Annotated in this window: 21 protein-coding genes and 4 tRNA genes; 6 read left to right on the top strand and 19 right to left on the bottom strand. The window is 61.2% G+C overall.

Going from position 1 to position 20945, the window contains the following annotated elements; genetic code table 11:
* Nucleotide 1 precedes the first annotated feature (1 nt).
* On the top strand, nt 2-748 hold the full coding sequence (locus BWR18_RS05785) for a DsbA family protein (protein WP_076627112.1): 747 nt from the start codon (nt 2-4) through the stop codon (nt 746-748).
* A gap of 70 nt (nt 749-818) precedes the next feature.
* Here BWR18_RS05785 and ispG read toward each other — a convergent pair whose 3' ends face one another.
* The 3 genes from ispG to hemA all read right to left on the bottom strand — a co-directional run bounded on the left by ispG (nt 819) and on the right by hemA (nt 4600).
* The gene (gene ispG / locus BWR18_RS05780; RefSeq protein WP_076627111.1) at nt 819-1952 is read right to left on the bottom strand and encodes a flavodoxin-dependent (E)-4-hydroxy-3-methylbut-2-enyl-diphosphate synthase; all 1134 of its coding nucleotides are present in this window, start codon (nt 1950-1952) and stop codon (nt 819-821) included.
* A gap of 76 nt (nt 1953-2028) precedes the next feature.
* Complete coding sequence (locus BWR18_RS05775; protein WP_076627110.1) at nt 2029-3252, bottom strand: helix-turn-helix domain-containing protein; 1224 nt, start codon at nt 3250-3252, stop codon at nt 2029-2031.
* A 112-nt stretch (nt 3253-3364) separates the two neighbouring features.
* Nucleotides 3365-4600, bottom strand: a complete 1236-nt coding sequence (gene hemA / locus BWR18_RS05770; RefSeq protein ID WP_076630149.1) for a 5-aminolevulinate synthase — start codon at nt 4598-4600, stop codon at nt 3365-3367.
* A 205-nt stretch (nt 4601-4805) separates the two neighbouring features.
* Here hemA and BWR18_RS05765 point away from each other — a divergent pair, with 205 nt between their 5' ends.
* Nucleotides 4806-6176, top strand: a complete 1371-nt coding sequence (locus BWR18_RS05765) for a M20/M25/M40 family metallo-hydrolase (protein WP_076627109.1) — start codon at nt 4806-4808, stop codon at nt 6174-6176.
* Between the two features lie 152 nt (nt 6177-6328).
* Nucleotides 6329-7183 (top strand): alpha/beta fold hydrolase, encoded by an 855-nt coding sequence (locus BWR18_RS05760; RefSeq protein ID WP_076627108.1) that lies wholly within the window; start codon nt 6329-6331, stop codon nt 7181-7183.
* 26 nt (nt 7184-7209) lie between these two features.
* Here BWR18_RS05760 and BWR18_RS05755 read toward each other — a convergent pair whose 3' ends face one another.
* Nucleotides 7210-8082: a glycosyltransferase family 2 protein gene (locus BWR18_RS05755; RefSeq protein WP_076627107.1), complete on the bottom strand. Its 873-nt coding sequence runs from the start codon at nt 8080-8082 to the stop codon at nt 7210-7212.
* A gap of 90 nt (nt 8083-8172) precedes the next feature.
* Between BWR18_RS05755 and BWR18_RS05750 the strand changes: the two genes are divergently transcribed.
* Entirely contained in the window at nt 8173-8925 is a 753-nt protein-coding gene (locus BWR18_RS05750) for a hypothetical protein (protein ID WP_076627106.1), read from the top strand.
* Between the two features lie 89 nt (nt 8926-9014).
* On the opposite strand, the gene BWR18_RS05745 is transcribed toward BWR18_RS05750, so the two are convergent.
* From BWR18_RS05745 to lon, 11 genes are all read right to left on the bottom strand, one after another.
* Nucleotides 9015-9091: transfer RNA gene (locus BWR18_RS05745), tRNA-Asp, on the bottom strand.
* Nucleotides 9092-9139: 48 nt separating this feature from the next.
* Nucleotides 9140-9216 (bottom strand) — tRNA-Asp (locus BWR18_RS05740).
* A gap of 40 nt (nt 9217-9256) precedes the next feature.
* On the bottom strand, nt 9257-9790 hold the full coding sequence (locus tag BWR18_RS05735; RefSeq protein WP_076627105.1) for a GNAT family N-acetyltransferase: 534 nt from the start codon (nt 9788-9790) through the stop codon (nt 9257-9259).
* Nucleotides 9787-10725, bottom strand: a complete 939-nt coding sequence (locus BWR18_RS05730) for a pirin family protein (protein ID WP_076627104.1) — start codon at nt 10723-10725, stop codon at nt 9787-9789. Before BWR18_RS05730 ends, BWR18_RS05735 begins: the two co-directional genes overlap by 4 nt.
* Before the next feature lie 118 nt (nt 10726-10843).
* Nucleotides 10844-11104: a hypothetical protein gene (locus BWR18_RS05725; RefSeq protein WP_076627103.1), complete on the bottom strand. Its 261-nt coding sequence runs from the start codon at nt 11102-11104 to the stop codon at nt 10844-10846.
* A 92-nt stretch (nt 11105-11196) separates the two neighbouring features.
* On the bottom strand, nt 11197-11907 hold the full coding sequence (locus BWR18_RS05720; RefSeq protein ID WP_172839360.1) for a helix-turn-helix transcriptional regulator: 711 nt from the start codon (nt 11905-11907) through the stop codon (nt 11197-11199).
* Nucleotides 11908-12123: 216 nt separating this feature from the next.
* Nucleotides 12124-12199, bottom strand: a tRNA-Val gene (locus BWR18_RS05715).
* Between the two features lie 48 nt (nt 12200-12247).
* Nucleotides 12248-12820 carry a histidine phosphatase family protein gene (locus tag BWR18_RS05710; RefSeq protein ID WP_076630148.1) on the bottom strand — a complete coding sequence of 191 codons (573 nt, stop codon included), beginning with the start codon at nt 12818-12820 and terminating at the stop codon, nt 12248-12250.
* 160 nt (nt 12821-12980) lie between these two features.
* Nucleotides 12981-13055 (bottom strand) — tRNA-Val (locus BWR18_RS05705).
* Between the two features lie 56 nt (nt 13056-13111).
* Entirely contained in the window at nt 13112-13576 is a 465-nt protein-coding gene (locus BWR18_RS22030; RefSeq protein WP_254684937.1) for an HU family DNA-binding protein, read from the bottom strand.
* A gap of 191 nt (nt 13577-13767) precedes the next feature.
* A complete protein-coding gene (gene lon, locus BWR18_RS05690) occupies nt 13768-16176 on the bottom strand; it encodes an endopeptidase La (protein WP_076627099.1) in 2409 nt (802 codons plus the stop codon).
* A 317-nt stretch (nt 16177-16493) separates the two neighbouring features.
* On the opposite strand from lon, the gene BWR18_RS05685 reads away from it, so the two are divergent.
* Nucleotides 16494-16886 (top strand): DUF4149 domain-containing protein, encoded by a 393-nt coding sequence (locus BWR18_RS05685; RefSeq protein ID WP_076627098.1) that lies wholly within the window; start codon nt 16494-16496, stop codon nt 16884-16886.
* Between the two features lie 488 nt (nt 16887-17374).
* Here the strand turns inward: BWR18_RS05685 and BWR18_RS05680 are convergent, their stop codons facing one another.
* The 3 genes from BWR18_RS05680 to tgt are packed head-to-tail and all read right to left on the bottom strand — an operon-like array spanning nt 17375 to nt 18979.
* Nucleotides 17375-17569: a hypothetical protein gene (locus BWR18_RS05680; protein ID WP_076627097.1), complete on the bottom strand. Its 195-nt coding sequence runs from the start codon at nt 17567-17569 to the stop codon at nt 17375-17377.
* Nucleotides 17570-17578: 9 nt separating this feature from the next.
* Nucleotides 17579-17791, bottom strand: a complete 213-nt coding sequence (locus BWR18_RS05675; protein ID WP_076627096.1) for a hypothetical protein — start codon at nt 17789-17791, stop codon at nt 17579-17581.
* Between the two features lie 60 nt (nt 17792-17851).
* Nucleotides 17852-18979, bottom strand: coding sequence for a tRNA guanosine(34) transglycosylase Tgt (gene tgt / locus BWR18_RS05670; protein ID WP_076627095.1), 1128 nt, complete (start codon nt 18977-18979; stop codon nt 17852-17854).
* Between the two features lie 545 nt (nt 18980-19524).
* On the opposite strand from tgt, the gene BWR18_RS05660 reads away from it, so the two are divergent.
* The gene (locus BWR18_RS05660; RefSeq protein WP_076627093.1) at nt 19525-19830 is read left to right on the top strand and encodes a hypothetical protein; all 306 of its coding nucleotides are present in this window, start codon (nt 19525-19527) and stop codon (nt 19828-19830) included.
* A gap of 117 nt (nt 19831-19947) precedes the next feature.
* Here BWR18_RS05660 and BWR18_RS05655 read toward each other — a convergent pair whose 3' ends face one another.
* The gene (locus tag BWR18_RS05655) at nt 19948-20892 is read right to left on the bottom strand and encodes a LysR family transcriptional regulator (RefSeq protein WP_076627092.1); all 945 of its coding nucleotides are present in this window, start codon (nt 20890-20892) and stop codon (nt 19948-19950) included.
* Nucleotides 20893-20945 lie beyond the last annotated feature (53 nt).

Genomic DNA, 20945 nt, shown 5'->3' with positions numbered 1-20945 from the left:
GATGTTCCTTCGCACTCTTGCCTCTGCCGCGCTGGCGGCCTCGCTTGCGCTCCCTGCTTTTGCGCTGGACCTCAACAACATGACGGATGAAGAGCGCCAGATTTTCCGCGAGGAGGTGCGCGCCTACCTGATGGACAATCCGCAGGTGATCATGGACGCGGTGCAGGTGTTGGAAGAACGGCAAGCAACGGCGCAGGCGCAAGCGGACCTGTCACTGGTGGCCGACAATGCCGAGGATATCTTTAACGACGGGTTCAGCTATGTGGGCGGCAATCCCGAGGGGGACATCACGCTGGTCGAGTTTCTGGACTATCGCTGCGGGTTCTGCAAACGCGCCCATGGCGAAGTGGCCAAGCTTTTGGAAACGGACGGCAATATCCGCCTGATCGTCAAGGAGTTCCCCATTCTCGGCGAGCAATCCCTGCTGGCCTCCCGCTTTGCCGTTGCCACGAAACAGATCGCGGGGTCCGAGGCGTACAAGGGCGTCACGGACGCGCTGATGGAGATGTCGGGCGATGTGTCCATGCGCACATTGCGCCGTATGGCGTCGACCTTCGGCCTCGATGCCGATGCGATCGAGGCGCATATGGACAGCGAAGAGGTCACGGACGAGATCCGACAGACGCGCGCCCTGGCCCAACGGCTGCAGATCACCGGCACGCCCACCTTCGTTTTGCAGGACGAGTTGCTGCGCGGCTTCCTGCCCTTTGACGAGATGCAGGCGCTGGTCGACGAAAAACGCGGCTGACCCGTTCAGCGGTGGACCGGAATTTTTTGAACAAATTCCGGTCCGTTTTCTTTCCAAAAAAAACGCCGCCCTACTCTGCCGCTTGCGCCCCTGCCGCACTGGCAGCATCCAATTCCGCAGCTTTCTTCTCGACCTCTTCCACGATGTGATCGACCATCTGGTCGTTGTCCATCCTGTGGCTTTGCTTGCCCGCCAGATAGACCATGCCGTGCCCGGCCCCACCGCCGGTAAAGCCCACATCGGTCATCAGCGCCTCGCCCGGCCCGTTCACCACGCAACCTATGATCGACAGGCTCATGGGCGTCTTGATATGGGCCAGCCGTTCTTCGAGCACCTCAACCGTCTTGATCACGTCAAAGCCCTGCCGCGCGCAAGACGGACAGGAGATGATATTCACACCGCGGTGGCGCAGGCCCAAGGATTTGAGGATCTCATAGCCAACCTTTACCTCTTCCACCGGATCGGCGGACAGGGACACGCGGATTGTGTCGCCGATGCCCATCCAAAGCAGGTTGCCCAACCCGATGGCCGACTTGATGGTGCCAGTGGTCAACCCGCCCGCTTCGGTGATGCCAAGGTGGATGGGGGCGTCCGTCGCCTCCGCCAGCTTTTGGTAGGCTGCGGCGGCCATGAACACATCGGACGCCTTGCAGCTGATCTTGAATTCGTGAAAGTCGTTGTCCTGCAGGATCTTGATGTGGTCGAGACCGGATTCGACCATCGCGTCGGGCGTCGGCTCGCCATATTTCTCAAGCAGGTGCTTTTCGAGTGACCCGGCATTCACACCGATGCGGATAGAACAATTGTGGTCGCGGGCGGCCTTGATGACCTCCTTGACGCGGTCCTCGGACCCGATGTTGCCGGGGTTGATGCGCAGGCAGGCGGCCCCGGCCTCTGCCGCTTCGATCCCGCGTTTGTAGTGGAAATGGATGTCAGCGACGATGGGCACGGGGCTTTCGGCGACGATCTCCTTCAGCGCCTTCGACGATCCCTCGTCCGGGACAGAGACGCGGACGATATCGGCCCCGGCCTCTGCCGCGGCTTGCACCTGCGCGATAGTGGCTGCGGCATCGGTGGTCAGCGTGTTTGTCATCGTCTGCACCGTAATCGGCGCGTCGCCCCCGACGGGCACATTGCCAACCATGATCTGACGGCTGGTCCGGCGATAGATATTGCGCCACGGACGGATGTGGTTCAGCGACATGAGGGACCCCGTTCGCATCTGCAGTTGTCAGGAAAGATAGACAGCTCAAGGCACCCCGGCAATGGGGCAGCGGTGACTATTCGGTGTCTTGCGTCGGTGCCGCAGCCAGGGCTTCGGCATAACGGACCAGACCCTGGTCCGAGTTCACGTCGACCGGAAGGTACGTTTCCTTCAGCCCCGCGATCTCAAGCGGAAGATTAGAGGTCACGGCACCCGTTTGGCCCACGGGGCCATAGAACTTGTCGTTCATGGCAAAATAGATGGCTCCGCTTTCGCCGGTCCGCAGCGTTGGCGGTTCTTCTGTCAGGGGCGCTTCCCAGCTGTCTCCGGCTTGCATCGTCGCCTCAAAGATCACCGTGCCGTCGGCGGACCGGACCCGGACCCAGGAAGGACGCACGGCAACCATGGTCAGGGCGGGCGCCGCCTCTTCCACGACCTGCGGAACGGTCGGCGCCACGGCTTCGGCCAAGGCGCGGTCGATGCCGGTGATGGTCGAGCCACCGAAGGACGGGACGCTGTCCACGGGTTCAGGGGCGGCAAAGGTGCCGAATTCACGGGGATCCAGCGTTGCGATGGGCGCATCGCGCGCCACCAGAACCGGCACGTCAAGGGCCTGCGGCCGGTAAAGCCGGTCAAGCGCGTCCGCGCGCGGTGTTTCGATGGAAGGCCCCTGCTCTGGCTGTGCCGGGGTCGCACTGCTCAGCGGATCGAGGTCGGACAGCACAACGGGGGTTTGGTCAACGGGCGCAACCTGCACGCGCTGCACCTCTTGCAGCACAGAATAGCCGCCAAAGCCAATGCCACCGATCAAGGCGAGCAGCACGAGCGACGACCCGATGGCCCGCGGTTCGATATGCGACCACACCGCATCGCCGGCCGGCACAAACGGCGTGGCCGGGGCTGCAAAGATGTCCGCCCCGTGCGGTTTTTGCAGGCGATCCTCGCGCGCGGCCTTTTTGACGACTGACGCCTCGGCGGACATGCCATGCGCCACGGCAAAGCCACTCTCGGCGCAGAACGTGTTGAACGCGCGGTCGGGATCCATGTCCAGATAGCGCGCGTAAGAGCGGACATAGCCCGCGATAAAACCTGGCGTGTCGAAGGCGTCGGGGTCGCAGGCCTCAATGGCCGCAATGTAGCTGGCCTTGATCCGAAGCTCGCGCTGCACATCCAACAGCGACTTGCCCATCGTGGCACGTTCGCCGCGCATGATGTCACCAAGACGCAATTCAAAATCGTCAAAGCCCTTTGGCTCGACGTTTTCTTCAATTTTGGTGATGTCGGATTTGCGCCCGATCATAACGCTGCCCCGTTGTCCCACGAATTCACGAACCGATCCCACTCGATTCGTCCCGCCTCTGTTGTTGAACAGACGGTACCACATGGCAACGCAATTTGCGAATTTTAGTGAATTATCCCGCACTCTCGGCGCGATTCAGCGCACAGTGAGACCACAATTTATCCATTGCGTGCACCAGCGCATCTATCTCCGTAGGGCCGTGGACCGGTGATGGGGTAAAGCGCAATCGCTCTGTTCCGCGCGGCACCGTCGGGAAGTTGATGGGCTGCACGTAAATGCCGTGGTCTTCCAGCAGCATGTCGCTCAGCATCTTGGTGTGGACCGGGTTGCCCACCATGACCGGCACGATGTGGCTGCCATGGTCGATGATCGGCAGGCCCATCCCCTTGAGCCGCAGCTTCAGCGCCTTGGCCTGTGCCTGATGATCCGCGCGCAGGTTCTCCGCCGTCTTGAGAAAGGCGACCGAAGCCGCAGCGCCGGCAGCGATCGCGGGTGGAAGCGACGTGGTGAAGATGAAGCCCGGCGCATAAGATCTTATGGCATCACACATTTTCTCTGATGCCGCAATGTATCCACCCATGACGCCATACGCTTTTGCCAGCGTCCCATTGATGATGTCGATGCGGTGCATCAAACCGTCACGCTCGGCCACACCCGCGCCGCGGGGACCGTACATACCCACGGCATGCACTTCGTCGATGTATGTCAGCGCACCAAACTCGTCGGCCAGATTGCAAATCTCTTCAATGGGGCCGAAATCACCGTCCATGGAGTAGATCGATTCAAACGCGATCACCTTCGGCGCGTCGGGGTCATCAGCGGCCAGCAACTCGCGCAGGTGTTCCACGTCATTGTGACGGAAGATGCGCTTCGCCCCGCCGTTGCGGCGCACACCTTCGATCATCGAGGCGTGGTTCAGCGCATCGGAATAGATGATGAGCCCCGGGAACAGTTTGGGCAGCGTGCTGAGCGTCGCGTCATTGGCAATATAGGCGCTAGTGAACAGTAGCGCAGCATCCTTGCCATGCAGGTCGGCCAGTTCCGCCTCAAGACGCTTGTGATACACTGTGGTGCCAGAGATGTTGCGTGTCCCGCCGGAGCCAGCGCCCGTGGCATCAATCGCCTCGTGCATGGCACGAAGGACAATCGGGTTCTGCCCCATGCCAAGATAGTCGTTGCCACACCACACAGTGATCGGTGCCTTGGAGCCATCAGGCCGTGTCCACTCCGCATGGGGAAACTGGCCCTTTTGCCGCTCGATGTCGATGAAGGTCCGGTAGCGGCCCTCGTCATGCAGGCGTTGCAGGGCGTCGTCCAATTTGGCGGTGTAGTCCACGCGAGGCTCCATTTTGGTCTTGATGCGGCGCACTTACACCGCGTTTTAGAACGAATATAGATTGCGAGTATGCGCTTCAATGCTAATCAAATGCGCGTCATGTCGCAGGTCCGGTATTCCCGACCCGCGCCCCGATTGCCTTGACCCAGATCAAGCTCTGGACACCGGCCCGCCGCGCCGTACTGTGACCGCAACACGCGAACCAAAAGGACATGCCATGACCCTCGACGCCGTTCTGTCCCGCATCGACAGCGATCTGCCACACGCCACCGAACGGCTGATGGAACTTTTGCGCATTCCGTCGATCTCGACCGACCCGGCATTTGCCGGGCATTGCCAGACGGCGGCGGATTGGCTTGTCGCCGATCTGCAAAGCATCGGAGTTGATGTCGAAAAGCGCGACACGCCCGGCCATCCGATGGTCGTCGGCCATGTGGCGGGCGACGGCCCACATCTGCTGTTTTACGGCCATTACGACGTGCAACCGGTGGATCCCCTGGACCTTTGGGACCGCGACCCGTTCGATCCGCAGGTGGAGGACACGCCAGCAGGCAAGGTCATCCGAGGGCGCGGCTCGTCAGATGACAAGGGGCAGCTGATGACGTTCGTTGAAGCGTGTCGCGCCTGGAAGGCCGAACACGGCACCCTGCCCTGTCGCATCACTTTCTTCTTCGAGGGGGAGGAGGAATCCGGCTCGCCTTCCCTGGTCCCGTTCATGCAGGAAAACGCGGCGGAGCTGAAATCCGACCTCGCCCTGATCTGTGACACCGGCCTGTTCGAAAGCCGCGTGCCCGCCATCGTCACCATGTTGCGTGGCCTTCTGGGCGAAGAGATCACGATCACTGCCCCCGACAAGGACCTGCATTCCGGCATGTATGGCGGCGTGTCGATGAACCCGATCCGCGTGCTGACACGCATCCTGGCCTCGCTGCATGACGATCAGGGCCGCGTCACAGTGCCAGGCTTTTACGACGGTGTACCCGAACTGCCCGACGATATTCGCAGCCAGTGGCAGGGCCTTGCCTTCGATCACGCCAGGTTCTTGAGCGACGTGGGCCTGTCCGAGCCCGCAGGCGAAAAGGACCGCACCCCGATCGAGATGATCTGGTCCCGCCCCACCTGCGACGTGAACGGCATCTGGGGTGGCTACACCGGCGCAGGGTTCAAGACGGTGCTGCCCTCGCAGGCCCATGCCAAGGTCAGCTTCCGCCTCGTCGGTGATCAGGACCCCCACACGATCCGCGACAACTTCCGCCAAATGGTGACGGACGCCCTGCCCTCCGACTGCACGGTTGATTTCACCGGCCACGGTGCCGGTCGCGCGTCAGTCACCGAAACAACTGACCCGGTATTTGAGGCCGCACGCAGGGCCCTGACCGATGAATGGAACATCCCCGCCGCCTATATCGGCTGCGGCGGCTCCATCCCCATCGCGGGCCATTTCCAGAACATCCTCGGCACCACACCGATGCTGATAGGCTTCGGCAGGGACGACGACCAGATCCACTCGCCCAATGAGAAATACAACATGGAGAGCTTCCACAAAGGCATCCGCAGCTGGGCTCGCATCCTCGACGCGCTGACCTGATCCCTTTCACTGAGCCACAGAAACTCCGGGGGGTGAACGGCGTCTCGCAAACGCTCTGGGAGAGCGTTTGAGCCGTGAACGACCAAAGCTCCGGAGGGCGCAAGCTCGAGGGGGCTGACCCCCTGCCTCCGCCCGCAATCAGGACCAACACTATGGCAGAATTTTCAACCCAAGACGGCATCACCATAGCCTACGATGTGACCGGCAAAGGCCCCCCCGTCTTGCTGCTCCACGGTTTCCCGCAAACCCGCGCCATGTGGCACGCCATAGCACCCCCCTTGGCGGAAGACTTCACAGTCATCACGGCCGACCTGCGCGGCTACGGCGCCAGCACCAAACCTGCGCGGATAGAGGACATGAGCTTTCGCCACATGGCAACCGACCAACGCGCGCTGATGACACATCTGGGTTTCGACCAATTCCACCTCGTGGGCCACGACAGGGGTGGGCGCACCGCACACCGCATGGCGCTCGACGCGCCGGAAGCCATCCTGTCGCTGACGGTGATGGACATCGTGCCCACCCACCACCTGCTGAATCAGCTTTCACAACAGGTCGCAACGGCATATTATCACTGGTTTTTCCTCGCCCAACCCGCGCCGCTGCCTGAAACCATGATCGGCCACGACCCGGACGCCTTCTTCGAAAGCTGCCTTGCCGGATGGGGCGGCGGCATGGGCGGGTTCGACGTGGATGCCCTGAGCGCCTACCGCAGATCCTGGCGCAATCCCGACTGCATCCGCACCATGTGCAATGACTACCGCGCCGCCATCGCGGTTGACTTCGACCTCGACGCCGCCGATCTGGACCGGACCGTCACCTGCCCCGCGCTTGTCCTTTACGGATCAGATGGGATCATGGGCCGCGCCTATGACGTACCGGCCACGTGGGCCGACAGGCTCGGCAGGATGCAGGCGCAAGGGCTGCCGGGCGGCCACTTCTTTCCGGACACACATCCCTGCGAAACGGCGCACGCACTCTCGACATTCCTGAAGGCGCAATCGTAAGGCGCAGACACCCTGCGCCATGCGCGTCAGATCACCCCGACAAACCGATCAGGCAGAATGTATTGCGTGCCATAGTCGGGCCGGTCGAAATGGTAATATCCGGTGTCACCCCGCGGCTTGAAGGTGCGCTGCATCTTGCGGCGCAGCGGACGCATATCGAAGCCGTTCACCATCTCCAACTTCGCAAAATCGTCAAAAACAGCCCGGTCCTCTCCCCGCGATGCTGCAAACCAATGGCGCCCGATAGACGCCTCCTTGACCGAGGCATTCAGGTCATCCGTGACGGCATTGCGGTGATCCATAACGCCGACATAGGCCCCGAAATCACAGAATTTCAGATGCAGTAGATACAACTCATCCGGCGTGAACAGCTTGTCGGCCTGCGTAAAATGCCCCCCGCGCGCAATCTTGACCGGGGCGGATATGATGCAGGGTTTCGAATAATGCGGCGCCGGGCGCACGTGACGGCGCGGGCCGATGATCTGGCCGGTGATCTCGTCCTGTTCGATGTCGATGCGGTGAATGACCTCAAGGCCCAGGGGCGTGAGCACGCGGCCCTCCGGCGCACCCTCCAGAAGATCGAGCAAGCTGCCGCCAGCCTCCGGGTCGCGCACCACCAACTCATCCACGTCTCCGACGATGACGTGGCGGTAATAGCGCCGTAAACCGCCCACTAGGTTGTTCAAAAGCCCCCAACGCTTGACGTCGAAGTTCTTGTGCGGATCACCCGGAATGCCAATCACATTGCATCCCTCCGCCAGTGTTGCCACCTCGGCCCCGTGGCCATGGTTGACGACATAGCAGTTCTCGCGCCCGAACATCTCACCGTAGTGGCGCAGCCACGCCTTTAGGAAAAACGCGTCATCGCGCACCATCGTCACAGCGGCCACTGTCTGCATCTGCTAAGGTCCTGCCAAAAGGGTTCTTTTTGCGCACCCTACCGCAAGGACCCTCACAAGAGAATCGCTAATTTCCTGCAAAGGCCGCGCATGACCCTGCCCCCAGATTTCGCTCAGACCGGACTGCACGTGGTGCGCACGGGCAGCACACCGATCACGCGCTACCAGGTCATCGGCGAACGGTCGTCAGGCACCAATTTCGTAAAACGACTGCTCGGCCGCAACACCGAGTTAAAACCGATCGAAGCGCTCGGATGGAAGCACGGCTTTCCCCACATGATGGCGGTGCCTGCGGACATGGCTGTGATCATCTCGGTCCGCCGCGCTGATACATGGGCGCGGTCGATGTTCTCCAAACCATGGCACACGACGCCCGCGATGCAGGCCATGACATTCTCGGACTTCATCCGCGCACCCTGGGACACGATCATCGACCGCCCCCGCTATTTCGAAGGGTTGATTGCCGAACACAGCATCGGCGCCCCTTTGCAACACGACCGTCACCCCATGACCGGCGCACGCTTTGACACGCTGTTCGCCTTGCGCACGGCCAAGCTGCAAGCCATGCTGTCCCTGCTCAACCGCGATTGCACCTGCACCGTGATCCGCATGGAAGACGCGCAAGCACAGCCCCAGGCAACACTTGCCGCCCTCACCAGCGCTTTGGGCACCACGGCCCCGCGCCCGGACTACCGCCCTGTCATCAAACGGCTCGGCTCGAGATTCAAAGCGGCTGTACCCGATCGCCCGGCCCTACCAGACACATGGCGCGCGGCGGATGTGGACCACCTGCGCAGCCAGATCAACACCGATCTGGAAGCACAGCTCGGCTACACCTACTGATCCGACTTCATTTCGCCAGTTAAACCGCGGGGAGCGCGAGGGGCTGGCCCCTCGTTCCGACACAAACCATCCAACGATGTGGGGAAAAGTGGCGCGGTTGACGGGGCTCGAACCCGCGACCCCCGGCGTGACAGGCCGGTACTCTAACCAACTGAGCTACAACCGCGCATGTGCCTTTCGGCGCGCCCGTTTCTCCGGGACCAGAGGGCAGCAGTGGCGCGGTTGACGGGGCTCGAACCCGCGACCCCCGGCGTGACAGGCCGGTACTCTAACCAACTGAGCTACAACCGCCCGCTGCGTTTGGCGGGTTTATGATCAGCCCCCCGCCCCGTCAAGCGTCTTTTCCCGCTTGATCGTCGAAATCTGCGGCCAGGGCGTCAAAGGCGGCACCCGACCAGCGGAATGGCACCATGCGCAAGGTGGCACCCAACAGCGTATCGTCGAATGATGGCCCTTCATGCCCGCCCATGCGCACATAAAACTGATAGGCGCGCGTGTTGTCGGCAATGACGATCAAACGCAACGCCGATGCGCCCTCTTCCGCGAGGCACGCCGCCATCATCCGCAGCAAACGCGCCCCGATCCCACCGCTGCGCGCATCAGGATCCACATGCAGATTGTCGAGCAACGGGACATCTCCCCGCTCCGCGGCGGCAAATCCCAGCACGTCGCCCTCCTCCTCTGCCAACAAGATCAAACGATCGGCGGGCCACACGTCCCACCGCGCACACATATTTGCCTCAAGCGGCGCGCCCAAGGCCTCGGCCGGAACATAGGGTGCGTAGGACGCTCGCCAGCTTCGCGCGTGCAAGGCGGCCAGCGCGGGTGCGTCCTCTGGCACCGCGTGGCGCAAGCGCAGGGTCATGTCTCGGGCAGCGGGATGAACTCATCCTCATCTCCGGGCGGCAGTTGGAACCGCCCATGGGCCCAGTCGCCTGCGCGCCACGCTTCCTTGGCTGCGTCGATGCGGTCCTGCGAGGACGCCACGAAGTTCCACCAGATGTAACGCGACCCTTCCAGCGTCGCCCCGCCCAGCAGCATCAACCGCGCGCCCTGATCACCCGCGGTCAAAGACATCGCATCGCCCGGCCGGAACACCATCATCTGACCCGCGTCATAGACCTGACCCGCAACTGTAACCGAGCCGTCCACCACATAGACACCGCGGTCCTCGTGGTTGTCGGGCAGCGGAATGCGCGCGCCCGCCTCAAGCACGGCATCGGCATAGAACATCTCGGAAAATGTTTGCACCGGCGCGTGCTCCCCCCAGGCATCCCCAAGGATCAGGCGCACCTCTTTCCCCTCGCCCTCCAACACGGGCAGCGTGTCCTTGGGCGCGTGCTGAAAGTCGGCCGGGTTGTCCTCGTGATCCTTTGGCAGTGCGACCCAAGTCTGGATACCGAACAGACTATGCGGCTTCTGCCGAACCTCGCCATCAGCGCGTTCGGAATGGGTGATGCCATGGCCTGCCACCATCCAGTTGACGGCGCCGGGTTCAATCCACTGATCGGTGCCCAGACTGTCGCGGTGATGGATCTTGCCCCTGTACAGATAGGTGACGGTGGCCAGCCCGATATGCGGGTGCGGGCGCACATCAATGCCGGTGCCGGTCACGAACTCGGCGGGACCCATCTGGTCGAAGAAGATGAAAGGGCCCACCATCTGGCGGCGCGGCGCAGGCAGCGCGCGGCGGACCTCAAACCCGCCAAGATCACGCGCACGCGGCACGATCACGGTTTCGATGGCGTCAACCGCGTCACCTTTTGGGCAGTGCGGATCAAGCGCAGGGTTCCAGCTCATCCTGTTTCTCCTTGGGCGTGTCAGCCTCAAAGATAAGTCGCGTCACCTTGCACACAACCGCCATGCGGTCACCAGCCCTGTGCGCCATTTAACAGATCTGCGCCAGCGCTGTGCCGTGTCAGTGCGGCTCGGATGATTTTGGCGTGCCACGCAAATCCCGTGCCGTACTTTCCATGTCCGCGGCCAACAGGATAAGGCGGGCAACCTGCCGCGCCTCGTCCGACTGCGCCATCTCATAGGCCGCGTATTCCAGCAGGCTTGCTGTGATGGCGAGGGCCGCGCTACTGCGATCCGTCTGCGGCATCGCATCCAATTCCTGCAACAGCTGCTGCACATAACCGTCAAGTATGGCGTTCTGGGCGATGGGACTGGGTATCACAGGCAAACACTCCGCACTAAAATACTGGGCGTTGTGTATGCAAGATGGGACAGCGCTGTCATGTCACGCGCTTACGTGACATCGCCCTTCGGTCACAGCAGGATCAACCCCGCACCCACGCCCTGAATTGCGGCTGTTGTCCGGTCGGAAACGCCCAATTTGCCAAAGATGCGACGCACAAGCGTGTCGACCGTGTGCGGGGACAACAGAAGAATATCGGCGATGCTGCTGTTCGATTTGCCGCGCGCGATCCAGCGCAGGATCTGACGCTCGCGCGGGGACAGATCACCGGGGGACAGTGTCGGCGGATTAAGCTCGCAATACCGGATGTGCCCGGCCTGTGCCACAACCTGAAAGTCCAGCACGCCCGCGTCGCTTGGAAAATCCTGCGGTCGATCGACGCCAAGCCCGACATACCCGTTGCGTAGCCCGGGACCAAAGACCTGAAAGGCAATCCCGTCACCGACACCAGCCTCTCGCATCTCATTCAGATAGCGCATCTGCGCCGGCGTCAGGCGCATCAGATCGCGGATGTGCGACCATCGGAAGGGGCTCGTGACGCTTTGGGCTAGTTCCGTGATGGGATCGACGACATACAGCTTCTGGTCAATGTAGTGACAGACCCATTCGTCGGAAAACCCGGATGCGTTCACATTGACCGCACGTTCGGCCTGCACATTGCCGGAAAAGTGGTGGTAGCTGATCTTGGTGACGCCGCGGTCGCGGAAATAGGTCTGCATCAATGCCCATAGAGCACTGGTATCCGTTTCGGCCCGAATGGCTTCCAGCGCTTCATGTGCCATGTCCATCCCCCAATGGGCCATTGTTTATCACAACAATACACGCAGACCGATGAAGTTTCCACGCCGGCGCCAACAATGGCGCAGGCCGGTGCAGCGCGAAAAAGGTTCGCAGTCCGAGTAACAATTGGCCAGGGCCAGTACCCTCAAATACAGCACGCGCCATCAAGCCTCCGAGACAGGTCACGGCAGCTGTCGTCGAACAGAACGTAAGGTGTATGGTGGGTCGTGAGAGGCTCGAACTCCCGACATCTTCGGTGTAAACGAAGCGCTCTACCAACTGAGCTAACGACCCGTCCGACGCGCTTTTAGGACAAGGGGCACCCGGTTCGCAAGTGCAATGTCACAGGCGCCGATGCACCCCGTCTTCGACCACATAAACCATGCCCTGCCCCCCCGGCAGATCACCCAAATTAGCCGAAGGCTGGCCCAAAGCAACCGCACGCACCATGCGCGACGTGATCCCATGGGTCACGCACAAAGTAGGCGCCGTAAGACTGCCAAGGAAATCCTGGCACCGGGCACGCAGGGCTGCAAAGCCTTCGCCCTCCGGCGCATGTTCATAAAGGGCAAGCGGGCCGTCCGGCGTGTCGTCCTGCGCGGCGCCGACAGGTGCGACCTCGCTTCTCAACTTACCGGACCAAAGCCCCACGCCGATTTCGCGCAAGCGCGCATCAGTATGCAGTTCCAACACCTGCCGTGCCAGCGCGATCGCCGCCGTTTCAAAGGCGCGGCCCTGTGGGCTGACGCGCACATCGAACCCGCTTAGGTCATGGCCCGCCAGAATATCGGCGAGTTGCTGCGCCTGCGCCCGGCCCGTCTTGGTCAAAGGGGAGTTAAGCGCGCCCTGAAACCGCGCTTCGGCGTTCCAGACAGTCTCTCCGTGGCGCATCACGTAAATCGGTTGAAAGGCCAAGATCAAGTCCCCTGAAACGACCAAAGCACACTGCGCAGTGTGCTTTGGATGGTGGGTGATAAGAGAGTTGAACTCCTGACCCAGAGTGCCGCCAGAGGCGGCGCGCGTCGGTCAGGCTCACAAAACTCGGCCCGGTGTCATGCAGCACGGCAGGTGTAAATGGTGGGTGATAAGAGATTCGAACTCCTGACATCTTCGATGTGAACGAAGCGCTCTACCACTGAGCTAATCACCCAAGCTTGCGCGTCTTAGCCAATGGCGCAGGACCATGCAAGAGCGCTGCGCCAAAAACTATTCCGCGCTGGTGTCTGGCGACGCTGCGGTGTCCGTCGCCTCTGTTGCATCATGGGGCTGTGGATCACGTTGGCGAATGCGCGCGACCATCATGCGGCCTGATGCCAGCATCTTTTCGCGGTTGATCTTGACCTTGCCCATGGGTTCCAGGTTCAGCGTGCGCCCCTCTTTCAATGCATCCCCCAGCACCGCCAGGGTCGCCTCGACCGCCGGTTTGACGTCTTTTTTCTTCAAACCGCTGCGCGCGACAACCGCCTCGACCAATTCCTTCTTGCGCATCATCGGCCCGGACACGACCGGCGTCGGCGCATCGACAACAACCGTCGTTTTGGACGTGGTTGTCGTTCTGGTGGTGGATGTCGGGGATTTCGCCGCCGTCTTGGTTGTCGTCGACGTCGCACGCGGCTTGCGCGTGCTGGTGCCTGTCGTCTTGGTCGTGGATTTCGTGGTGCGGGTTGCCATTTTCGGCCTCATGTCGTTGGACTGCTTGGCGTTGACCTTAACTTGAAACTCTTGCTGGTTCCACAACCGTGAAATTCAGTCGCCATTTGGTGCTGCTTTGACACGGTACCGCCCATTGCCTTTGCAACCAGATCGTAAAAAAGGCGCGCAAGCACCGGCTTGCGCGCCTTTCTGTGTGAGTGATCTATCGCTTAGTGCGCCGTGGCGCCGGTGCCCGTGTCTCGCGCCGCCGCCGCTGCAGCAGCTGCTGCTTCCTCGGCCGCCTCGTCCCACTCGATGGCATCCGGTTTCGACACCAGTGCACGCTTCAGCACCTCTCTCACGTGTTCGACAGGAATGATCTCCAACCCCTCTTTCACGTTGTCAGGAATATCGGCCAGATCCTTCTCGTTCTCTTCAGGAATGAGAACGGTCTTGATCCCGCCGCGCAGCGCCGCCAGCAGCTTCTCTTTCAGACCACCGATGGGCATCGCGTTCCCACGCAAGCTCACCTCGCCCGTCATCGCGATGTCTTTGCGCACCGGAATACCGGTCAGCACCGACACGATGGACGTCACCATGGCCAGACCTGCGCTGGGTCCGTCTTTGGGCGTCGCCCCATCGGGGACGTGCACGTGGATATCGGTCTTGTCAAAGAGCGGCGGCTTTACCCCGATCTCCGGACTGATCGACCGGACATAGGAACTGGCCGCGTCGATGGATTCCTTCATCACATCACCCAGCTTGCCGGTGGTCTTCATCCGACCCTTGCCCGGCAGCTTCAGCGCCTCGATATGCAGCAGGTCGCCACCTACCGACGTCCATGCCAATCCGGTCACGACACCAATCTGATCATCCTGTTCCGCAAGACCATAACGATGCTTGCGAACCCCAAGAAAATCGTCGAGATTTTCTGAGGTTACAGCGACCTCTTCAACCTCTTTCTTGATGATCTTGGTCAGCGATTTCCGCGCCACCTTGGCAATCTCGCGCTCCAGATTCCGCACGCCCGCCTCGCGGGTGTAGTACCGGATGATGTCGGACAGCGCATCGTCCTGCAGTTCGAACTCCTTGCCCTTCAGACCGTGGTTTTTGACCTGCTTGGCAATGAGATGCTGCTTGGCAATCTCGCGCTTTTCATCTTCCGTGTAACCCGCGAGCGGAATGATCTCCATCCGATCCAAAAGTGGGCCCGGCATGTTGTACGAGTTCGACGTGGTCAGGAACATCACATTCGACAGGTCGTATTCCACCTCCAGATAGTGGTCCACAAACGTGCCATTCTGCTCCGGGTCCAACACCTCAAGCATGGCCGACGCCGGGTCGCCGCGGAAATCCTGCCCCATCTTGTCGATCTCATCCAGCAGGATCAGCGGGTTCGTCGTCTTGGCCTTTTTCAGCGCCTGAATGATCTTGCCAGGCATGGACCCGATATAGGTTCGACGGTGCCCGCGAATTTCGCTTTCGTCGCGCACGCCGCCAAGCGAGATACGGATAAACTCACGTCCCGTGGCCTTGGCAACCGATTTCCCAAGCGACGTTTTGCCCACACCGGGAGGGCCAACCAGACACATGATCGGGCCCTTCATCTTCTTCGAACGCTGCTGCACCGCCAGATACTCGACGATCCGCTCCTTGACCTTCTCAAGGCCATAATGGTCGTCATCCAGCACCTTCTGCGCGCGACCAAGATCTTTCTTCACGCGGGATTTCACGCCCCACGGGATCGACAGCATCCAGTCCAGATAGTTGCGCACAACCGTGGCTTCGGCGCTCATCGGCGACATGTTCTTGAGCTTTTTCAGCTCTGCTTCCGCCTTCTCGCGCGCCTCTTTCGACAGCTTGGTCTCGGCGATTTTCGCTTCAAGTTCAGCAACTTCGTTCTTGCCGTCCTCGCCGTCGCCCAGCTCTTGCTGGATCGCCTTCATCTGTTCGTTGAGGTAGTATTCGCGTTGCGTCCGCTCCATCTGGGACTTCACGCGGGTCTTGATCTTCTTTTCGACCTGCAAGACAGACATCTCGCCCTGCATCAGGCCATAGACCTTCTCAAGTCGCTCGCTCACCGCCAGCGTCTCAAGCAGGTCCTGTTTCTGGTCAACTTCGATGCCCAGATGCCCGGCCACCAGATCGGCCAGCTTCGCAGGCTCGGTTGTCTCCCCCACGGCGGCCAGCGCCTCTTCGGGGATGTTCTTCTTGACCTTGGCATAGCGCTCGAACTCGTCGGCGACGGACCGCAACAGCGCCTCGGTCGTGGCGATATCGCCCGGCATCTCGGTCAGATACTCGGCACGCGCCTCAAAGAAATTGTCGTTGTCCAGATATTCGGTGATGCGCACCCGCGCCTGCCCCTCGACCAGCACCTTCACGGTGCCATCGGGCAGCTTCAGCAGTTGCAGCACATTGGCCAGCACGCCGGCCTTGTAGATGCCGGTGGCTTCGGGATCATCCTCGGACGGGTCGACCTGGCTTGACAGCAGGATCTGCTTGTCGTCGGCCATGACCTCTTCCAGCGCACGGACAGATTTGTCGCGGCCCACAAAAAGCGGCACGATCATGTGGGGGAAGACCACGATATCGCGCAACGGCAGCACCGGGTAAGAGGCGTTGAGTGGCTCTTGCATGCTCAAAAGTTCCTTATCATTGGCAAGACAGCGCAGTCCCGCTTTGCGGCAACCAATGGCTGTCTCCGTGTGTCGGACTGCTTGATCTGTGATCGCGGCCCATGGGTTTCAAGGTGCATCCTGACGCGGGTGGGGCAAGGGTGCAATGGGGCCGGGCAAACTGTCCCCAGTTTTTTGGCACAAATTGTCGTGGTCAGACACGAAAAAACATCAAGATAGCGGGTATGCGCAAACATCATGCGGCAATCTGCGCGGATCAAACCTGCTTGATCCATGGGCAGACGGCCTAAGTGCCACCGCTCAGGAGGATTTGACACATGACCACGCTCGCCTTGCTGCTCGCTGCCCTGCTTTTTGGCGGGATGACCCTGTTTTCCTTCGGATTTGCCGCTGTGCTCTTTGCCGTTTACGGCCCGGACGACGCGCGGCGCGGCATCCGCAACACATTCCCGCACTATTACCTCTGGGTGATCGGCACGGCTGCCGTAACGGGGGCGGTCGCCTACACCGTCAGCACATTGGCCGCCTGGCTGCTGATCGGCATTGCACTCAGCACGGCCTATGCGCGCCAAATGCTGATGCTCCAGATCAACGCGGCGACCGACGCGGGAAATGCCGGGAGGTTCAAGATGCTGCATGGGCTGAGCGTCGTCATCCAACTTGCACAGATCGGCATGGCGGGATGGGCGCTGGCGCTGATTGCGGCCTGACTTCGGCCGGACCGAGGGCTGGCGCGCACGAAGCGCACCAACCCCGTCACTCATACCAGAGTGAAGACCGCCAAAGCAGATACTGAAAACCAGACAAACGAAAACACGGCAAATTGCATGGCGGTCCCCCCCAGGGTGCGTGACTGAAGTGACAATAGCAGCGCAACACCTACCGCACGATGGGGGTATTCCTGACCCTGACCTGCCGTCCCGGCAGTCAGGCCTTGCGCAGAATGACCGCGCGCTGGCCGCAGATATCGCGCCCCTGATCATACAGCTCCAGTCCTTCGTCCCGTTCGCATTGCACAAAGAAGTCTCGGCTCATCTCGCGTGCCCCTCATCGGTTCGTCCGCCTGATCTCTCGGCACCTCCTTGATCGCGTAAAGCGCCAGATCAACAGTCTCATCGTCAGCGGGAAACTGGTACTCGGTCACGGGGGTCGTGCCGCTAGGGTTGTAGAATTTCGAAATGCCTTCGACATGCATGAACTAAAACCGCTTGCCCACAACCGGCGAAAAGGCATCGTTCGCCCAGTCGATGGCCGGTTTGAAGATGTCGAAGCCGATATAGTTGATCCGGGGATCAAGAGTCAGGAAACGCGCCGTCTTTCCAACACGCCATCCGACATCCAGTACGTTGAAGCGCGACCCCGGCAGGCCCTGCAAAAGCTGTGAAACAACCACGGACCAGCTTTAACCGATGAAGTGAAACCCACCAAGGTCAGGCCGGCTGGCCGTTTGGCGCAACACTTCGTTGGGGATCGGGATCTGGCCCGACGTATACTTGAACGCCTCTTCGTGGCCCATAGGAAACACGCCGCTTTTCAACATATCCAGCCAGGGCGCTTCGGCGCGGGGCCGCCCGAACGCATCGCCCAGCTTTAACAGCACTCGTTTCAAGATCATGACGCACCTCTCAATTCCAATGGGCTCAAATATTTCAAGACCCTGCGCTCTGACGCAGTGCTATAGCGGGTCTATATCCCCCTGCGCCCGGGTTGCATGAAACACCTTTTGCCATGTGTCGAAGGTGTCTGCCGCGATCGCGTCGCGCATCCCCTGCATAATTTCCTGATAGTAATGCAGATTATGCCAGGTCAGCAGCATTCCCGAGATCATTTCCTGCGCCCGGAACACATGATGCAGATACGCCCGCGAATAGTTGGAACAGGCTGGACAGGTGCAATACTCGTCCAGGGGGCGCGGATCATCGGAATGGCGGGCGTTCTTGATGTTCACAACACCGCGGCGGGTGAACACCTGCCCCGTGCGCCCCGACCGCGACGGCAGAACGCAATCCATCATGTCTATGCCGCGCGCAACGGCACCCACGATATCATCGGGCTTGCCCACGCCCATCAAGTAGCGCGGCTTGTCCCCGGGCAGCTGCTCGGGCGCATAATCCAGACAACTGAACATCGCCTCCTGCCCCTCGCCCACGGCCAGACCACCCACGGCATAGCCTTCGAACCCGATCTCCTTCAACGCCTCGGCACTCTCCTCCCGCAAATCCTGCTCAAGCCCGCCCTGCTGGATGCCAAACAGCGCATGGCCCGGCCTGTCACCAAAGGCATCGCGCGACCGCCGCGCCCAACGCATCGACAGGCGCATGCTCTCGGCAATACGGTCCCGGTCGGCAGGCAGCGCGGGGCACTCGTCAAAACACATCACGATGTCCGAGCCCAAGAGGCGCTGGATCTCCATCGACCGCTCAGGCGTCAGCGCATGTTTGGATCCGTCAATGTGGGATTTGAAAGTCACGCCCTCCTCGGTCAGCTTGCGCAGACCCGCCAGGCTCATCACCTGAAACCCGCCGCTGTCGGTCAGAATGGGCCGGTCCCAGTTCATGAACCGATGCAACCCGCCCAAGCGGTCAATGCGTTCCGCCGTCGGGCGCAGCATCAGGTGATACGTGTTGCCCAGCAGGACATCCGCGCCCGTGGCGCGCACGCTGTCCGGCATCATCGCCTTGACGGTCGCAGCGGTGCCGACAGGCATGAAGGCGGGCGTGCGGATCTCTCCCCGCGGGGTCGAAATCACGCCCGTGCGCGCGCGGCCGTCCGTGGCTTGAAGATCAAAGGAAAAGCTACTCATGGCCCCTCATGCCGCGCGGACACCCAAATGCCAAGCCCCTGCGATGCGGTTGCGGATTGGGTGAAACGGCAAGTGTTTGCGCCTCATCTTAACCCGCCGGTGTCGGCGACTGGGCGCGGTTCCTTCGCTGTTAACCACACGCTGTCAGACGCTGGTGCGGATCCCACCCAACCTGCCACACCAACCAAAAGCCACCGAATTGGAGTTAAAAAGGTCGCGCGACAGCCAAGATTGCGGCGGCGTGCACATCGCGATTACATCCACATTGGCCTCACCTGCGCACGGACCACCTGATCCGGCAAACACCCGGTCTGCACAATAAACAGGCACAACTGCCATCTTTGCAGCGGCGCTTTGCGCATCAAATGCCAAGCGCCCACCCATTTTCCCGCAACAAAGGCACAGTTCGGCAAAGCCCCGCCGCCACACAGGCAAGGCTTCGCCAGCCTCACGCTCCCGGGCTTGCTGACGCAAGGGCAAGCCACGACGCTAAACCTGTGTTCCGACGCGAAACTTTTTTGAAGACCATTTCAGGAGGCGTGACCATGTCCAACAGATGGGACAATCACATACAGCGCATTTCAGCTGCGGTCACACGCCCGCCCAAGGCGAAAGGCGGGGTCCCCGGCAGCACACCCCTGTCCAAGACGGTCTACGTCCTGATCAACAGCATCGACACCGTCTTCGGAAGACCGGATCACATCATCAGGGCAGGCGCTTGCGCCACCGCCTTGAGCCGCCCCGCATCTCGATCATCGGTCAGGGGCGCACCCGGTTACCGGTTCTCTACCCGCCAACAGTTCGGCAAGCACAGCATCCTGGCCACGGGGATACAGGTCAAGGTGTACTGACGACCCTTTGCTACACTCACGGAGGGCGGGCGCATCCACACCGGGTGCGCCCATTTTTTCAGCGTTTCAATCAACACTGGTTAAGACGAAGGGCCAAGTGCTACCGCAGCCAACACTCTATCGAAACCGATCCGGCCGTGCGGTGACGATCTCGCGCTTGACCTCCACAAGATGCGCCGCCAGTCGCAGGCAATCATCTTCAAGCGGAGAGGTCTTGCGCCACAAAAGCGCGATGTCGTGGCGCGCGTCTGCGTGATCAATGCGCCGCACCACGAATTCCGGGTCCCGCACCGCCTCGGCCAACGCGTATAGCGACGGCAAAACGGCCACCCCCGCGCCCATGACCGCCATCTGACGAACAGCATCCAGACTGCCGCCCTGATAGTCCCGGCTGATATGGGTGCCTGCCTCGCGGGCCAGCCCCGCCACAATCGTGGCCAGCTGAAATTCTGAACTTAGGGACAACATCGGCTTGCCTGCCAAGTCCGGCAGCTTGATCGGCCCCTCTGCGGCCGACAAGGGATCGTCCGCCGCAGCACACGCCCACAAGGTCTCGGAAAAGAGCGGCGCACTGGACACATCCGGATCCGCCACAGGCGACCCGATCACCGCGTCGAGCCGCCCCTCCCGCAGCATATCAAGCAATTGCACAGTTGCCCCCTCGCGCACAGCCAGACGCAGGCGCGGGTACAGCTGGTGCAGACGACGGTTGGCGATGGGCATGAAATAGGCACCAATGGACGGCAGGACACCAATGGCAAGTTTATCGCCGAACGGTCCACTGGCCCCCCGCGCGATGGCAGTGAAATCCTGCATCTCCTTCAAGATCTCGCGCGCCCGCGGCAGCAGGCGTTCACCCACCGCCGTCAGCCTGACCTTGCGTGACGTGCGCTCGAACAACACCACGCCCAACGCATGTTCCATGGTGGCCAGCTGCTTGGACAGGCTGGGTTGGCTGACAGCCAGGGCACGCGCAGCACGGCCAAAGGCGGCGTGATCTGCCACGGCCACGAAATACTGCAACTGCCGCAGGCTGGGGCGTCGGGAGGCTTGTTGATCCATGCATAAAAGCTATGGCTGGCTGAACTTCTTTCAATTGGTAGTATCGGTCGCCG

Origin of the sequence: Tateyamaria omphalii, assembly GCF_001969365.1 — a bacterium.
Lineage (GTDB): Bacteria > Pseudomonadota > Alphaproteobacteria > Rhodobacterales > Rhodobacteraceae > Tateyamaria > Tateyamaria omphalii_A.
This window is presented reverse-complemented; position numbering and strand designations above follow the sequence as displayed.

Coding starts and splice junctions, on each gene's coding strand:
- BWR18_RS05785 (WP_076627112.1), top strand. CDS start 2: ATGTTCCTTCGCACTCTTGCCTCTGCCGCGCTGGCGGCCTCGCTTGCG.
- ispG (WP_076627111.1), bottom strand. CDS start 1,952: ATGTCGCTGAACCACATCCGTCCGTGGCGCAATATCTATCGCCGGACC.
- BWR18_RS05775 (WP_076627110.1), bottom strand. CDS start 3,252: ATGATCGGGCGCAAATCCGACATCACCAAAATTGAAGAAAACGTCGAG.
- hemA (WP_076630149.1), bottom strand. CDS start 4,600: ATGGAGCCTCGCGTGGACTACACCGCCAAATTGGACGACGCCCTGCAA.
- BWR18_RS05765 (WP_076627109.1), top strand. CDS start 4,806: ATGACCCTCGACGCCGTTCTGTCCCGCATCGACAGCGATCTGCCACAC.
- BWR18_RS05760 (WP_076627108.1), top strand. CDS start 6,329: ATGGCAGAATTTTCAACCCAAGACGGCATCACCATAGCCTACGATGTG.
- BWR18_RS05755 (WP_076627107.1), bottom strand. CDS start 8,082: ATGCAGACAGTGGCCGCTGTGACGATGGTGCGCGATGACGCGTTTTTC.
- BWR18_RS05750 (WP_076627106.1), top strand. CDS start 8,173: ATGACCCTGCCCCCAGATTTCGCTCAGACCGGACTGCACGTGGTGCGC.
- BWR18_RS05735 (WP_076627105.1), bottom strand. CDS start 9,790: ATGACCCTGCGCTTGCGCCACGCGGTGCCAGAGGACGCACCCGCGCTG.
- BWR18_RS05730 (WP_076627104.1), bottom strand. CDS start 10,725: ATGAGCTGGAACCCTGCGCTTGATCCGCACTGCCCAAAAGGTGACGCG.
- BWR18_RS05720 (WP_172839360.1), bottom strand. CDS start 11,907: ATGGCACATGAAGCGCTGGAAGCCATTCGGGCCGAAACGGATACCAGT.
- BWR18_RS22030 (WP_254684937.1), bottom strand. CDS start 13,576: ATGGCAACCCGCACCACGAAATCCACGACCAAGACGACAGGCACCAGC.
- lon (WP_076627099.1), bottom strand. CDS start 16,176: ATGCAAGAGCCACTCAACGCCTCTTACCCGGTGCTGCCGTTGCGCGAT.
- BWR18_RS05685 (WP_076627098.1), top strand. CDS start 16,494: ATGACCACGCTCGCCTTGCTGCTCGCTGCCCTGCTTTTTGGCGGGATG.
- BWR18_RS05675 (WP_076627096.1), bottom strand. CDS start 17,791: ATGATCTTGAAACGAGTGCTGTTAAAGCTGGGCGATGCGTTCGGGCGG.
- tgt (WP_076627095.1), bottom strand. CDS start 18,979: ATGAGTAGCTTTTCCTTTGATCTTCAAGCCACGGACGGCCGCGCGCGC.
- BWR18_RS05660 (WP_076627093.1), top strand. CDS start 19,525: ATGTCCAACAGATGGGACAATCACATACAGCGCATTTCAGCTGCGGTC.
- BWR18_RS05655 (WP_076627092.1), bottom strand. CDS start 20,892: ATGGATCAACAAGCCTCCCGACGCCCCAGCCTGCGGCAGTTGCAGTAT.